The 13,157-nt window shown below is 55.0% G+C and carries 15 protein-coding genes; 12 read left to right on the plus strand and 3 right to left on the minus strand.

Going from position 1 to position 13,157, the window contains the following annotated elements:
- Position 1 precedes the first annotated feature (1 nt).
- On the minus strand, positions 2 to 1,186 hold the full coding sequence (locus tag NUW46_RS09955; RefSeq protein WP_291908667.1) for a thiamine pyrophosphate-dependent dehydrogenase E1 component subunit alpha: 1,185 nt from the start codon (positions 1,184 to 1,186) through the stop codon (positions 2 to 4).
- Positions 1,187 to 1,460: 274 nt separating this feature from the next.
- On the opposite strand from NUW46_RS09955, the gene NUW46_RS09960 reads away from it, so the two are divergent.
- From NUW46_RS09960 to NUW46_RS09970, 3 genes are all read left to right on the plus strand, one after another.
- The gene (locus tag NUW46_RS09960; protein ID WP_291908666.1) at positions 1,461 to 2,930 is read left to right on the plus strand and encodes a malate:quinone oxidoreductase; all 1,470 of its coding nucleotides are present in this window, start codon (positions 1,461 to 1,463) and stop codon (positions 2,928 to 2,930) included.
- A 29-nt stretch (positions 2,931 to 2,959) separates the two neighbouring features.
- On the plus strand, positions 2,960 to 4,696 hold the full coding sequence (locus NUW46_RS09965; protein ID WP_418139983.1) for an isocitrate/isopropylmalate family dehydrogenase: 1,737 nt from the start codon (positions 2,960 to 2,962) through the stop codon (positions 4,694 to 4,696).
- 115 nt (positions 4,697 to 4,811) lie between these two features.
- Positions 4,812 to 5,375, plus strand: a complete 564-nt coding sequence (locus tag NUW46_RS09970) for a pyridoxamine 5'-phosphate oxidase family protein (RefSeq protein WP_418139984.1) — start codon at positions 4,812 to 4,814, stop codon at positions 5,373 to 5,375.
- 13 nt (positions 5,376 to 5,388) lie between these two features.
- On the opposite strand, the gene NUW46_RS09975 is transcribed toward NUW46_RS09970, so the two are convergent.
- Positions 5,389 to 5,853, minus strand: a complete 465-nt coding sequence (locus NUW46_RS09975) for a MarR family winged helix-turn-helix transcriptional regulator (RefSeq protein WP_418139985.1) — start codon at positions 5,851 to 5,853, stop codon at positions 5,389 to 5,391.
- A gap of 187 nt (positions 5,854 to 6,040) precedes the next feature.
- On the opposite strand from NUW46_RS09975, the gene NUW46_RS09980 reads away from it, so the two are divergent.
- Both NUW46_RS09980 and NUW46_RS09985 read left to right on the plus strand, forming a co-directional pair.
- Entirely contained in the window at positions 6,041 to 7,021 is a 981-nt protein-coding gene (locus NUW46_RS09980; RefSeq protein WP_418139986.1) for a LysR family transcriptional regulator, read from the plus strand.
- 76 nt (positions 7,022 to 7,097) lie between these two features.
- Entirely contained in the window at positions 7,098 to 7,268 is a 171-nt protein-coding gene (locus tag NUW46_RS09985) for a hypothetical protein (protein WP_291908656.1), read from the plus strand.
- Positions 7,269 to 7,334: 66 nt separating this feature from the next.
- Here NUW46_RS09985 and NUW46_RS09990 read toward each other — a convergent pair whose 3' ends face one another.
- Positions 7,335 to 8,204: an AraC family transcriptional regulator gene (locus NUW46_RS09990; protein ID WP_349343197.1), complete on the minus strand. Its 870-nt coding sequence runs from the start codon at positions 8,202 to 8,204 to the stop codon at positions 7,335 to 7,337.
- A 110-nt stretch (positions 8,205 to 8,314) separates the two neighbouring features.
- Between NUW46_RS09990 and NUW46_RS09995 the strand changes: the two genes are divergently transcribed.
- From NUW46_RS09995 to NUW46_RS10025, 7 genes are all read left to right on the plus strand, one after another.
- On the plus strand, positions 8,315 to 8,785 hold the full coding sequence (locus tag NUW46_RS09995; RefSeq protein WP_418139987.1) for a YHS domain-containing (seleno)protein: 471 nt from the start codon (positions 8,315 to 8,317) through the stop codon (positions 8,783 to 8,785).
- A gap of 83 nt (positions 8,786 to 8,868) precedes the next feature.
- A complete protein-coding gene (locus NUW46_RS10000; RefSeq protein WP_222464453.1) occupies positions 8,869 to 9,153 on the plus strand; it encodes a DUF2282 domain-containing protein in 285 nt (94 codons plus the stop codon).
- 5 nt (positions 9,154 to 9,158) lie between these two features.
- Positions 9,159 to 10,070 carry a DUF692 domain-containing protein gene (locus tag NUW46_RS10005; protein ID WP_418139988.1) on the plus strand — a complete coding sequence of 304 codons (912 nt, stop codon included), beginning with the start codon at positions 9,159 to 9,161 and terminating at the stop codon, positions 10,068 to 10,070.
- Positions 10,057 to 10,806, plus strand: coding sequence for a putative DNA-binding domain-containing protein (locus NUW46_RS10010; RefSeq protein ID WP_418139989.1), 750 nt, complete (start codon positions 10,057 to 10,059; stop codon positions 10,804 to 10,806). The genes NUW46_RS10005 and NUW46_RS10010 overlap by 14 nt, the downstream gene beginning before the upstream one ends.
- 12 nt (positions 10,807 to 10,818) lie before the next feature.
- Positions 10,819 to 11,286 carry a DoxX family protein gene (locus NUW46_RS10015; RefSeq protein ID WP_418139990.1) on the plus strand — a complete coding sequence of 156 codons (468 nt, stop codon included), beginning with the start codon at positions 10,819 to 10,821 and terminating at the stop codon, positions 11,284 to 11,286.
- A complete protein-coding gene (locus NUW46_RS10020; protein ID WP_418139991.1) occupies positions 11,273 to 11,611 on the plus strand; it encodes a thioredoxin family protein in 339 nt (112 codons plus the stop codon). Before NUW46_RS10015 ends, NUW46_RS10020 begins: the two co-directional genes overlap by 14 nt.
- 135 nt (positions 11,612 to 11,746) lie before the next feature.
- Positions 11,747 to 13,147, plus strand: coding sequence for a PLP-dependent aminotransferase family protein (locus tag NUW46_RS10025; protein ID WP_418139992.1), 1,401 nt, complete (start codon positions 11,747 to 11,749; stop codon positions 13,145 to 13,147).
- Positions 13,148 to 13,157 lie beyond the last annotated feature (10 nt).

Consider the following 13,157-nt stretch of genomic DNA (forward strand, 5'->3'; position numbering starts at 1 on the left):
ATCATGCTCCTCCCTTGGCGTGCTCGGCACTCTTCGGGTACTCGTCCGGATACCGGCGAATATGCGCCTTCAGTTTGTCGAACTGCTCAGCCAGCGCCGGCGGGACTTCGTCATAGACATCACTGACCAATGATTCAAGCGGCGGTGGCGGCCGTTTCTGCGCCCGCTTCATGGTTTCGAGCACTTCCCGGCGCATGTTCTCCTGCAGCTGCTTTTCGTCGTCCTCACTCCACCATTTCTTGCTTTCCAGCCACAGGCGCATGCGCAGGATCGGATCTTTTTCCCGCCACACTGCTTCTTCATCCTTGCTGCGATAACCGGACGGGTCGTCTGATGAAGAGTGGGCCGCCAGGCGATAACTCATGGCCTCGATCAATACCGGACGGTTGTGTTCTACGGCCAGCTTGCGGGCCTCTTGCGTGGCCTGATACATCGCCAGAATGTCGTTTCCGTCCACCCGGATCACATCCATCTTGTAGCCGTAGGCCCGGGGTGCAACGCCGTCGGCTGCAAACTGTTCGGCGGCCGGTGTGGAAATAGCGTAACCGTTGTTCCGGCACAGGAAGATCACGGGCACCCGATGAACCGCCGCCATGTTCAGGGCCGCGTGGAAATCGCCCTCGGAAGCGGCGCCTTCGCCAAAATAGGTAATGGTGCAATGACCTTCGCCGCGAAGTTTCTGACCGTAGGCATAGCCCGTGGCCTGGGGAATCTGGGTGGCCAGCGGTGAAGAGATGGTCATGTAGTTCAGCTTTTTCGAGCCATAATGGACCGGCATCTGGCGACCCTTGCCATAGTCCATTTCATTGCCGAACAGCTGGTTCATGAATTCGTCGATGGTAAAGCCGCGGTAGGCGAGGGCACCTTGCTCCCGATACTGCGCCATAATCATGTCGCCGTCGTCCAGCGCCGCCGCGCTGCCAATCACGGCCGCTTCTTCACCGGTGCACTGCATGTAAAAGCTCAGGCGGCCCTGCCGTTGGGCGGCAAGCATGCGTTCATCAAGAATTCGGGTGGTGACCATGGCCCTGTAGATGCGAAGGGCTTTGTCTTTGTCGAGATCAGGAGCTTTGGCGCTCTTGTAGAGCTTGCCGTCCTGTTTCAGAAGCCTGAACGTGGGAATACGGAATTCCGCACCGTCGGTAAACACTGGGGAATACACAACTTTGGACTTTGTTGTTGTCATAATCCTCTTCCTGGGGTAGTGGCCTGAGGAACAAACACTCCTTGTGGGAGTGTAGTTAATGTCATTGTAGACAGCCTGGCAGAATCTGGTGTGATTCGTGGCAGGTGTTGTTTACCTTAACGTAAACTGCTGGTTAGGGGTAGACCCCAGTTGAGAGATTTTAAGTGATGAGTAACCGCTGTCTCCGCGTTTTCCGCGCCTGGCGAAGCGTGCTACCGTCAAGGTATACACTTTTTAACGGATTCAGACATTTGACTCACGCGGGCAGGTTTTAATGAACGTAATCATTATCGGCGCAGGAATAATGGGCACCACTTTCGCCACCCTGGCGAAAGAGTTGGCACCGGAACTGGATATCACCATTCTGGAAAGACTGGACGGCCCCGGGGCCGGGAATTCCTGGGTGTTCAACAACGCAGGTACCGGGCACGAGGCAAACTGTGAGCTGAACTACACACCGGTGGACGAAGAGGTTATTTCGGTCGAAAAGGCGGTAAAGATTCACGCCCAGTTTAACGTGGCCAAGCAGTTCTGGGCCTATCTGATCCAGAAGGGCGCTATCAAGGATCCCAAATCCTTCATCAACCAGACCAAGCACTGCACCATTGTCTCGGAACCGTCGATTCAGGAACTGAAACTCCGCTTCAACGAGATGTCGGCGCACCATTTCTTTGAGCAGATGCGCTATTCAGAAGACTTCGACGAGATCAAGAGCTGGATTCCCTACACCATGGAGGAGCGGCCGCGCCATGAGAAGATGGCGGCGACGGTTATCGAAACCGGCACGGACGTCAACTTTGGTGCGCTGACAGAGCAAATGGCCCGGCACGCCGTTGACGACCTCGGGGTAAAGATTGAATACGGCACCCACGTGAAGCGCGTACATCGCAGCCCGGCCGGCAGCTGGCTTGTGGAAACCCAGAGCAGGGGTGGTGATCGACAGTACAAGGCAGACGTTCTGTTTGTCGGTGCGGGCGGTGGTGCATTCCCGATCCTGAAAAAGAGCCATCTGCCTTTTGCCCGTCGTTTCACCGGTTTTCCCGTTGGCGGGCGTTTCCTGCAGGCCGAGATCACCGCCGAACAGGCCAAGCAATACAGGGCCAAAACCTACGGTAAGGCAAAGGTGGGTGCACCGCCGATGTCCGTTCCGCACCTCGATCTGCGGGTATCAGACGGAAAGTATTACCTTCTGTTTGGCCCGTTCGCCTCGTTCAAACCGGTACTGGAAAGAGGGCGGGGGTTCCTCGACTACCTTCGCTCAATGCGCCTCCACGATATTCCGAGCCTGCTGAACGTCGCCCTGGAGCACTTCCCTCTGGTCAAATATCTGGTTTCAGAGACCTTCAAGGGCGAAAAGAGCATGTTCGAAGAGCTGGACAGCTTCGCTCCGGGCATGAGTAAGAAGTTCAACTGGAAAGCGGTTGAGGCTGGCCAGCGGGTACAGATCATCCGGGATGGGGACCTGCAGATGGGCACCGAGATCCTGGTATCCAGTGACAAGACCTACGGTACCTTGCTCGGCGCATCCCCGGGTGCTTCGGTGTCGCCGGAGGTCATGCTGCGTTGCCTGGAACAGCTTTTGCCGTCTATTTTTACCAGTGAGCAAGCGGAAAAGAAGAAGAAAGAAATATTCCCCGAAGATAACCTGGAGGCGCTGGCGAAGAATCCCGACCGATACCGGGAGATCCGGGATTTGGTCAATGAGCGGTTGGGTATCAAGCCGTCGGCATCACAGCAGGACTGAACAGGCCAACAAATAACAGGGAGATTTCCATGGATAGCAGAATCAGTGTCACCTCGCCTCTTGTGATCCTCCACGGCGACGAAATGGCCCAGGTAGCGTTTGACCATATTCTGAAGAAGTTCGTGAACTCACGGCTTGATATTCAGCTTGAAGAAATCGACCTGTCTGCGGAAAACCGACTGTTGACCAATGGCCAGGTAGTCATCGATGCCATTGAAGCTCTCCAACGTCATGGTGTGGGAGTCAAAAATGCCGGCATGACCGTAAACCGGCAGCAGCTCGAGGACTTGCTCCGTAAGCATCCGGATGTGGACGGCAACAACCTGCACCCGCTGGCGACCAAATCGCCAAACGGCGCTATCCGGAAGGGCATCAGCGGCAATATAACCCGGGAAGACATCAAGTTCCGTAACCTCAACATTCGTCGTCCGGAATGGGTAGGGCGCGACATTGAGGTGGATACCATGGAATTCGGTGGCATCAAGGACAGCTTTAACCAGCTATCCATGGCAACCGGTGTGGTCAAGCTGATGTTTGTCGGGAGTAGTGGAGACCCTGTAGAGCTGCATCGCCGAGAGATTCGCAAGGGCGATCCCTGGCTGTTGGCAACCAATGACCTGGAGGACGTTAAAGCCTGGGCACATCGCTTCTTCCAGCGAGCTATTGCCGAGAAACGGGATGTCTACCTGGGCCTGAAAGACACCGTGATCCCCGGCTACGACGGCGCCATGAGAGCAGCGATCGAGGACATCTACCACAGTGACTACAAGAAGCAGATCGAGGATCTGGGTCTGAAGTACTTCTACGAGCTGATTGATGCCCAGGCGGCACGAATTGTTTCCAACCCACCTAAGCGAGCGCTGTGGGGCGTGCCGGACAACACCACCGGGCGTAAATTGCTCAAGCTGGTGAACCAACTCAAGGAGTTTGGTATTCCGGGCCGGGGTGCCCATGTGTCAATTTCTCGCATGAGTGCCGGAGGCGGCGACCAGTACGGCAGCTTCAACATGGCGGCCAAGGAAGATGGCATTCTCAAGGTGATCGTCGACGGTGACGAGAAGCATGCCCGCCGGGTCAGAAAAGGCGATCCGATGCTTCTCATGTCTAATGACCGCGAGGCCATCAAGGACTGGGTTCTGCAAGTGTTCCGGGATGCCTCGCGCAAGGACAAGGAGGTGTATTTCGGTCTAAAGCGCGAGTACATGGAGTACGACGAAGTCTACAGCGATGTGATTACCGAAGTGCGCCGCGAGTTGGCCAGTGAGGACACGCCGCCACCATCGTTTATGATCATGCGGCCTTCGAGCCAGCTCAAGAAGATGATCACCGATCCTCCCAGAAATGCGCTGTATCCGTCCCAGAACCTGGATGGGGACATCTTCTCGGACATCTCAGCGGCGCTCGGCGGCAGCCTGGCGACCGCCAGTTCCATCATCGAGAGCAAGGACGGCACCATGCTGTTCGAGGCGCCCCATGGCACGGCACATGATCTTTACCTGAAGTATCTTGAGAGTGACGGAAAGATCGCCCACTTCAATCCATCGGCTTTGATCTTCGCGCTGGCCAACGCCCTGGAAACTGTCGGTGAGCGAGAGGGTAACGAACCTTTGAGCCAGTACGCCGTTCAATTGAAGGCCGCGTTAACGGATACCGTCGACAGCGGAATTGTTACTGCCGATTTGAAGGGTAAAACCGTTGATCCGGATTCTGAACAGGTGGTGGATATGATTGGCTTTCTGGAGGCGGTGGAAAAGGCGCTCGGATGAAACCTCAGAAAAAGCCAAGCCCCCTTTAAAAAAATGGAGACGCGATGTAACACCTGGGCCAGTCGGGTTACTGATAGTAAATGGGATAACATTTTCAGAACCTCGGGAGCCCGCCATGGCGCACAAGTTTGCCGAAATCGCGTTTACCAGAACGGTAAAGCAGGTCCAGGAAAAGATGGGCAGCCGTTCGGGGTATTCATCCATCGAGTCCGGGCCTGACCGTAACAATCTGCTGAGAGACCGCGAGCGTGGGTTCATCGAGGCCCGTGACAGCTTTTACATTGCCAGTGTCAGCGAAACAGGTTGGCCCTACATTCAGCATCGGGGAGGACCGGCCGGTTTTTTGAAGGTGATAGATCAATCGACAATCGGCTTTGCCGATTACTCCGGCAATCGCCAATACATCACCACGGGCAATGTCCTTACCAATGACCGAGTCGCCCTGTTCATGATGGACTACCCAAACAAAAGGCGGCTGAAACTGCTCGGGCGGATGGCACTGGTCGGCTCAGACCAGCCTGAACTCCTCGAGCAATTGCAGGATGGCGATTACAACGCCCAGGTAGAGAAGGGCATGATCATTCGGGTTGAAGCGTTTGACTGGAATTGTCCGCAGCATATCACCCCTCGCTATACTCAATCAGAGGTCGAAGCCCTGCTCGAGGCCATGCGTGATTGAAGCTGAAGAGGTGTCAGAGGGTCGACTGGAGCCTACTGCTGTAGCGCCGGAGCTTTCCCACGGTCTCTGACCAGTCATCTGCACCCACCATGTTGGTGAATTCATCGTGAGCTTCCTCCCACCTTGCCAGTGCCTGCACGTAAATGTCTTCGCCCTCCGGCGTCAATGAAAGCCCCAGAGAACGCTTATGCCCTGTAGGCTGGGATTGCAGAAGCCCCTTGGCGATCAGCTTTTCAACCGTGCGCTGAAGGGATGTGCGCTCCATGCCGAGAAGCTCGGCCAGCTCGTTGATGGAGTTTGGTGGCGACAGTTTGATGGCATTCAGAATAGAAAACTGGGTAATCCTGAGGCCGGTGTCCGAAAGATGATGGTTGTAGTGACGGGTTACCAGCCTGGAAAACACGCGGGAGTAGAGAGCGGCGCAGGTTCTGGCAACATCGAGAGGCGTTGTTTCCTGGTCTGATGAGTGCCCGGACACAATGGGTTTCCCTTTGTTGAAGTGTATATGCATGATGCTAGGTGGAAGTGCCCGTGATGTCCAGCCGATCAAACCAAAGAAGTTCAGGGAATCTTGCGTGGTTTCAGTAACAGTCGGGCCTCCAGGGCGTCTGAGAAACAGGTATCACGTTCTCTCCGATGTCCTCTTCACACGCAAGCGAGGCACCATGAAAAATCAGGAACTCAACTTGTTGCATGTCTTCAGCGCCATCATGACTGAAGGCTCCATTACACGAGCGGCGGACCGCCTGGGCATGACCCAGCCTGCGGTTTCGAATGTAGTTTCCCGAATGCGCATCGCCTGGAAGGATCCTCTGTTTGTGAAACGAGGAAGACAGGTGGAGCCGACGTCCTATGCGCAAAGCCTGTGGGACCAGATTCGTAATCCCCTGCACGAGCTGTCCAACGCGGTAAACTCAACCCGCTTCACGCCCGGCGAATCCCGCAGGACCTTCAGGGTAGCGGTCACCGATCTGATACTCGAAATGGTCTGGCAACCGCTGGTCTCCGAGTTGCAGCAAAGTGCGCCCGGAATTGATCTGCATGCGGTGCTTTTCTCTCCGGCCACAGCAGCGAATCATCTGCGAGAAGCGAGTGTCGACTTTGTGATTGGATTTTTCGAACAGCATGATCACAGCCTGCGAAGCCTTTGGCTTTTTGACACCGGCTATGTGCTGGCCATGAGAAGCGACCATGACCTGAGTGGTCGGCCCGTGGACCTGGATTCATTTCTGGAAGCTCAACATTTGCTGGCAACCATGTCTGGTGAGGCTCACGGTGTTGTCGACGATACACTCAACAGGCGTGGCCTGGAGAGACGCGTCGCAGTGACGGTAAACCATTTTTCCGCCGTTCCAAATCTGCTCAGAAACTCCGACCTGGTTGCTACCATCCCGGAAGTTATTACCGGCGACTGCGAATTCTGCGCGGGAATTTCGATCACCAGTCTGCCAATTGAGGTGGAGCCAACCAGCCTGTACCTCGCATGGCACACCCGCCACGACCGGGACCCTGGCATTATCTGGATTCGAAGCGTAATCGAGCGAGTGGCCAAGGCGTGTTGGGCGCAAGCCATGGCCGCCAGAGAACTTGATTGTGGACCACTGACGGTGATTAACCCCGGTTTGGACAATCGGCCCATAAACTAGAACACCTGTCCATTTGTCGGGGTGTTCCGGTGGTTAGTATTTCTCCCGTAGACATCAACCACTGGAGAAACCCATCATGAAAAACCTTACTGCCAAAGCACTGCTTGTTGTTTCCATCGCCCTGATCTCGGCATCCGCCAGCGCATCTCTGGCGGACCGAAAGTCCGATATCGACGATTTCAGCGAGACCGTGAGTAGCCCATACAGCGGGCAAAAGGTCATCCGCGGGCAGATTGTTCTGAAGTAAAACGTTAAACCAAACGAAAAGCGGGCAAGGATTCAGAATCCTTGCCCGCTTTTCGTTGAGCACCATTCACGCGACGTTGGCGTTCTCCTCAGCTACGGTGTTCTGAGCCTCGGTAGCTGTTGCGTTCAACTTTTTCCATTCCCTGGGCGTCATGCCCGTATTCTTTTTGAAGGCCCTGGAGAACCCCGAGGCGTCTTCGTAGCCTACTTCGAAACAAATAATCGACATGGGCTTGTCTTTCAGAATGAGCTTCTTGGCAGCAGAGATACGGGCATTCTGGACGTATTCGCCAGGTGCCAGACCAAGCACATTCTTGAAGTGTTGGATGAAGGTTGATCGGGACATGGTCGCCACGTCAGCCAACTTATCAACAGAAAGATCTCCATTGAGATTGCTGTCGATGCAATTCAGTACCTTGCTCAGCTGACGGTCCGCGAGCGCGGATAGCATGCCCTTGGGTGTTTCCCCCTCGGAAACGATATGCCGGAGCACATTTACGAAAATGACCTCAACGAGTCGGTTCATAACCGCGTCCCGCCCTTCCTGGGCTGCTTCGGCTTCCGCGAACAACACATCTACGAATGAGCCAAGGCCCTGAACCGAAGACAGGGGAAGTACAACGGAAGGAGGCAGCGCCTGGAGGACCGGGTTTCGGGAACCAGTCTGAAACTTGATTGAGGCGCAAATCATCTCGGCACCTTCCTTGTTTGCGCCGAACAGCTGATGGGGCTGGGAGCGCACCGAGAAGATCATGGTCGGCTCCGTGAGTGTCATTTTTTCCCGGTTCGCTTCCATGATATCGAGCACCCCCGAACGGAGTACATGGATGTATCCGGTTCCTTCCTCTTCAAAGGACGCGAGTCCACAAAGCTGGCCCCGAAAGAACACGCCGGCGTTTACGTTGAGCTGGTCGAGAATGTAAGAAAGCCTGTCCATAAGCCACTCCAGATAATTGGCATAGAAGTTTGAACGATCGTACGCATTCAGTACCGCCCGAGGCCTTAATGTTTCAAACGTAGTCATCATTCATTCAAAGGAGATACCCAATGACTCGTTTCAACAAACTTCGTGCCTTCGTTGCTTTTGCTGCCATGAGCGCGGCTTCTGGTGTTTTTGCTGCCGATATCGACATGAACGCCGACGCCAATGATGTCGCCATCAGCGGTTACGACCCGGTGGCCTACTTCTCTGATTCAGAGGCCACCAAAGGTTCGGCCGAATACACCGCCACCTACAAGAACGCGATTTACCATTTCTCCAGCGCGGAGAACCGTGATCTGTTCCGTGCCGACCCCAGTGCCTATGCGCCCCAATACGGCGGCTACTGCGCATTCGGCGTAACCATGGAGAAGAAGTTCGACGTTGATCCCGAGGCCTGGCGGATTGTCGATAACAAACTCTACCTGAACCTGAACAAAGATGTGCAGAAGCGTTGGCTCACTGATGTACCTCGCTTCATCGCCAATGCCAACGACATCTGGCCGGAGATCAAAACCGTGGAAGCAGCCGAGCTGTAAAGCGCTGCCAGTGATCGGAGCAATTCGCAGGGTCCTTGATCTCAAGAACAAGGACCCTGAATCAAACTTTCAGGGTGATCGATATGAACCAGAAGCTTCTTTTTAGCGCGGCACTGGCCGCTGCACTGGCCGGCGCCATGTCCGCGCCACTGGCTCACGCAGGCGGCAAGGAAAAATGCTATGGCATTTCCCCGGTTGGCGGTAACGACTGTGCGAACCTTGCGGGAACGCACTCCTGTGCTGGCCAGGCAAAGGTCGCCAACGACCCGGGTGAGTACAAGATTGTTGAGAAGGGCACCTGTGAAGATCTGGGTGGTTTTGACAAGGAAACGGCTCTGAAAATCATTGCTGAGAAAAGCAAGGGTTAAGGGTCATGAGTAATCGTCAGGACTCAGGCCAAAGCCAGCAGGAACTCAAGAGCACCGCCGTTGGGGTAGGGCTGCGACCAGAGCACTACCAGGACGTTCTGGAGCAGGCACCCTCAATCGATTTTCTTGAGGTTCACTCGGAGAACTTCTTCGCAGACGCCGGCATCTCTGTCGATCTTCTACAAGAGGTCTCGGCCAGCACGCCGATCAGCCTGCACGGCACCTCGGCAGGTTTGGGGTCGGTTGAGGCTGTTCCTGACGATTATCTCAAAAAACTGAAACGCCTTGTGGATCGGGTGGATCCGGTACTCGTGTCGGACCACCTGTGTTTCACCTGGGCAAGGATCGGTGGAAGGCTTTTTCACGGTGGTGATCTTCTACCCATTCCCTATACCGAAGACAGTTTGCTGCATGCAGTGAACAACATTGATCGCATACAACAGTACCTCGGTCGTCAGATCGCTATCGAGAATGTCTGCGCCTACACCGAGTTTGACCAGAGTGATTTCGACGAAGCGAGTTTTATCGGTGAAATCGTAGCTCGCACGCAGTGTGGACTGATCCTCGATATCAACAATCTGATGGTGAACGCCCGAAATGGGCAAGTCTCAAATCTGGAGAATTTTGTTGATCGCTATGTTGGATCACTCGACCACTCTGCGATTACCGAGATTCATCTTGCGGGCTCGACGCCCGTGGGCGAAGAAGAGCTGCTGATCGACGACCACGCCTGCCCGGTATCCGTGGCTGGCTGGCAAACCTACGAACGCGTGCTCAATGTGATCGGCCCAAAGCCCACGTTGATTGAATGGGATAACAATCTCCCATCCTGGCGCGAGCTTCTTGGGGAGGCTACCAAGGCCAGAAAGGCACAGCGCCGGGTACTGGGGAGTGAGCGCAGCCATGAATCTCTCTGATTACCAGGCTCATTTCCTCGAATTCCTGTTCGGCGGTACGAGCACGCCGGTGCAGCCCAATTCCGAGGTGTATCGATTTGGGGTTGAGGCAAAGGCAGTTCGAGCCCTCGAGCAAGGTTATCCAACCGTGAGGGCACTGCTAGGCCCTGCCGACTTTGAAGGGCTGGCCCTCGACTATTTCAGGATGATCCGGAAACAGAGCGGAGACTGGGGCGAATTCGGTTGGGGCTTTCCGAGCTGGATTATCTCCCATCGGATTTCAGACCGCGTTCCTTATCTCTCCGATGTAGCGCGACTCGACAATTACGTATCACGCGTCGAAAGGAGCCAGTACGAAGAGGTGAATGTCGCGAGCTTTAACGCAATTGGAGAGGACCTGGCGTCTTGCTCTCTGATTCTCAACAAAGGGCTGCAGTTTTTCCGCTCAATGTACCCAGTAGTCAGTATCTGGGAGGCGCACAAAAGCGAGACCCCGAAGGACACACTCAGTTTCGCTCAGGCGAAAAGAATGATCGCCAAGGGCCGAGGGCAGAATGCGCTGGTCTATCGCGCGGGTTGGAAGGGAATGGCGGAAGTCATTACTGAGAGAGATGTGCTGTTGCTGGAGGCAGTCAGAAACCAGCGGAGTATCGCCGAAGTCTTTGGCGAGGATGTTCTGAAGGACAGCAACTTTACCTATTGGCTGCAAGACATGATCGCAAAAGGCGTCATTGTTGGCGCCAAAACCATTCACTAAGAGGAGATCGACATGAAAACCTTGGCTTACAGTTTCTACGGTTTGAACGATTCCGTTCAGCGATTGGTTGGCAGCCTGCTACCCATCGCGTTGCTTCTCGGGCGGCTTTATGTGGCCTGGGTCTTTTTCAAAGCTGGCCTCACGAAGATTGATGACTGGGGAACCACGCTGTTTCTGTTTGAGGAAGAATACAGTGTTCCGCTGTTGAGCCCCGAGTTTGCAGCGTTCCTGGCGACCTTTGGCGAACTGGTTTTTCCGGTGTTGCTGGTTATTGGCCTGTTTTCCCTGGTGTCCTCGCTGGGTCTGTTCGTGATCAACATTGTTGCGGTCATCAGTCTTGAAGCGATTGCACCAGCAGCAGAGTTATATCACGTGGTCTGGGGCCTTATTCTGATGGGCGTGGCCATGTGTGGGCCTGGTCTGTTGTCGCTCGACAAGCTGATCAGAACCCGTTTGAGAGGTGACTATGCCGCTAATTAATCTGAATACCTTTGAAGAACTGGACGAACTTGCCAATAAACACGAATGGCTGCTACTGGATTTCTGGGCACCCTGGTGCGCGCCGTGCAAGGTAATGAATCCCGTGCTTGAAAAGTACAGTGAACTGAATCCTGACAACGCCGTCATCAAGGTGGATGTGGATCAGAAGCAGGAGATCGCCGCCAAATTCGGCGTCAGGGCGATACCGACGCTGGTTCTACTCAGACGAGACCAGTTCATGGGGCAGGAGACCGGGTCCAGATCACTGAACGATCTGAACAGGTGGATCGACGGGCTAAAACAGAAGGTATCCCATTTGGCGTGAGTTGTTGGCGGTTTTCAGAGTAAACTCAGTTCGCCGGGTCCACGCCCGGCTTTTTTATTTGGAAATCGGGTAAGGTGTGCTGTCACTCGATGTTCCGAATAAATCCCTGAGTGTTTTGTGGAGATGGATCAGGCAATGACAGTCGATTTGCCCAAATACCTGGCACTTGAAGATACCCTTCGCAAGAGTATCGAGGGTGGTCGTTGGCGGCCAGGCGAACGGATGCCATCGATAAGAGAACTCTGCAACCGCTACGGGTTTTCCAAGATTACAGTGCAGCATGCGCTGCAGCGGCTTGAGGCTCAGGGATTGATTCAGGCCAGGGAGCGAAGCGGCTTTTTTGTGTCGTTGGGGCAAAGCGAGTTCGAGCCCCCCAGGCAAGCCGCCATGCCTGCCGCGCCCCAGCCTGTCTCAGTTAGCCAGGTGTTTCAGGACATCATGACCCGGAGTGCTGCCTTTGATTTGCTCCCCGACCTACATAGCGACGAGCCGCCACCCGGTATAATCCAGCTGAACCGGTCGATCGGCCGGGCCCTGCGTCGCCAGTCTGCGAGCTTTCAATATTATGACGAGCCGGCTGGTGATCAGGCGTTGAGGGCCCAGCTTGCGCTTCGAGCCGCCAAAAGAGGGTGGACGGCGGAGGCCAATCAGTTCTGCGCCACTTCTGGCTGCCAGCAGTCCTTGTTCCTGGCCTTGATGGCGGTTTGCAAGAGCGGCGACGTGGTTGCGGTTGAAGCCCCGGGGTTTTATGGGGTTCTCCAGTTGCTTGAACAACTGGAGCTCAGGGTGATCGAGATCCCGGCTTCGCCGACGACTGGAATGGATGTCCGGGCGCTTGAAGAGAGCCTCCAAGTCTGGGACATCAAGGCGTGCGTGGTTTCACCGTCCTTTGCCACTCCTACCGGAGCTGTCATGCCTTCCGAAGACCGTCGACGGTTGCTTGAGCTTGCCGAACGACATGATCTCGCCATCATTGAAGATGATATATACGGCGAGTCAGGGTGGTTTAACACCCCCGACTCCCTGAAGGCGATTGATGAGTGTGACCGCGTCATCCATTGCAGTTCTTTCTCGAAAGTTCTCTCGCGAGACCTGCGTCTGGGCTGGGTTTCAGGTGGCCGGTGGCATCGAAACATACTGCAACTGAAATTGACCACTCAGTTGGCCAGTAGCCGGTTCCTGCAGCAGGGCGTGGCACACTTTCTTGCTGAGGGCGGCTACGCATCCTACCTCCGACGGTATCGGCAACGCCTGCGTCTGCAGCGAGACCGTTTACTGGATTTGCTGGGAAACTGGCCTGTGCCCCTGAAAGCAACCGCGCCTCAGGGTGGTTTGGCTTTGTGGGTGGAATTGCCGCCAGAAGTGGACACTCTGAGCCTTTACGCCAAAACCCTCAAGGAAGGTATTGTCATAACGCCCGGTAGCCTCTTCTCGGTTTCCGGAAAGTTTTCGAACTGCCTGAGAATCAGCTTTGCCCATCCGTGGAACGAAGCACGAACAGATGCGTTGCAGAGACTACCCGCACTCATGTTCTGAAGTTCCGTCA

This window comes from Marinobacter sp. MA (assembly GCF_048298425.1).
Classification (GTDB): domain Bacteria; phylum Pseudomonadota; class Gammaproteobacteria; order Pseudomonadales; family Oleiphilaceae; genus Marinobacter; species Marinobacter salsuginis.

What these genes read in the sequence shown, in the direction of transcription:
- NUW46_RS09955 (WP_291908667.1), bottom strand. Translation starts at nt 1,186, where the DNA reads ATGACAACAACAAAGTCCAAAGTTGTGTATTCCCCAGTGTTTACCGAC.
- NUW46_RS09960 (WP_291908666.1), top strand. Translation starts at nt 1,461, where the DNA reads ATGAACGTAATCATTATCGGCGCAGGAATAATGGGCACCACTTTCGCC.
- NUW46_RS09965 (WP_418139983.1), top strand. Translation starts at nt 2,960, where the DNA reads ATGGATAGCAGAATCAGTGTCACCTCGCCTCTTGTGATCCTCCACGGC.
- NUW46_RS09970 (WP_418139984.1), top strand. Translation starts at nt 4,812, where the DNA reads ATGGCGCACAAGTTTGCCGAAATCGCGTTTACCAGAACGGTAAAGCAG.
- NUW46_RS09980 (WP_418139986.1), top strand. Translation starts at nt 6,041, where the DNA reads ATGAAAAATCAGGAACTCAACTTGTTGCATGTCTTCAGCGCCATCATG.
- NUW46_RS09985 (WP_291908656.1), top strand. Translation starts at nt 7,098, where the DNA reads ATGAAAAACCTTACTGCCAAAGCACTGCTTGTTGTTTCCATCGCCCTG.
- NUW46_RS09990 (WP_349343197.1), bottom strand. Translation starts at nt 8,204, where the DNA reads ATGGACAGGCTTTCTTACATTCTCGACCAGCTCAACGTAAACGCCGGC.
- NUW46_RS09995 (WP_418139987.1), top strand. Translation starts at nt 8,315, where the DNA reads ATGACTCGTTTCAACAAACTTCGTGCCTTCGTTGCTTTTGCTGCCATG.
- NUW46_RS10000 (WP_222464453.1), top strand. Translation starts at nt 8,869, where the DNA reads ATGAACCAGAAGCTTCTTTTTAGCGCGGCACTGGCCGCTGCACTGGCC.
- NUW46_RS10005 (WP_418139988.1), top strand. Translation starts at nt 9,159, where the DNA reads ATGAGTAATCGTCAGGACTCAGGCCAAAGCCAGCAGGAACTCAAGAGC.
- NUW46_RS10010 (WP_418139989.1), top strand. Translation starts at nt 10,057, where the DNA reads ATGAATCTCTCTGATTACCAGGCTCATTTCCTCGAATTCCTGTTCGGC.
- NUW46_RS10015 (WP_418139990.1), top strand. Translation starts at nt 10,819, where the DNA reads ATGAAAACCTTGGCTTACAGTTTCTACGGTTTGAACGATTCCGTTCAG.
- NUW46_RS10020 (WP_418139991.1), top strand. Translation starts at nt 11,273, where the DNA reads ATGCCGCTAATTAATCTGAATACCTTTGAAGAACTGGACGAACTTGCC.
- NUW46_RS10025 (WP_418139992.1), top strand. Translation starts at nt 11,747, where the DNA reads ATGACAGTCGATTTGCCCAAATACCTGGCACTTGAAGATACCCTTCGC.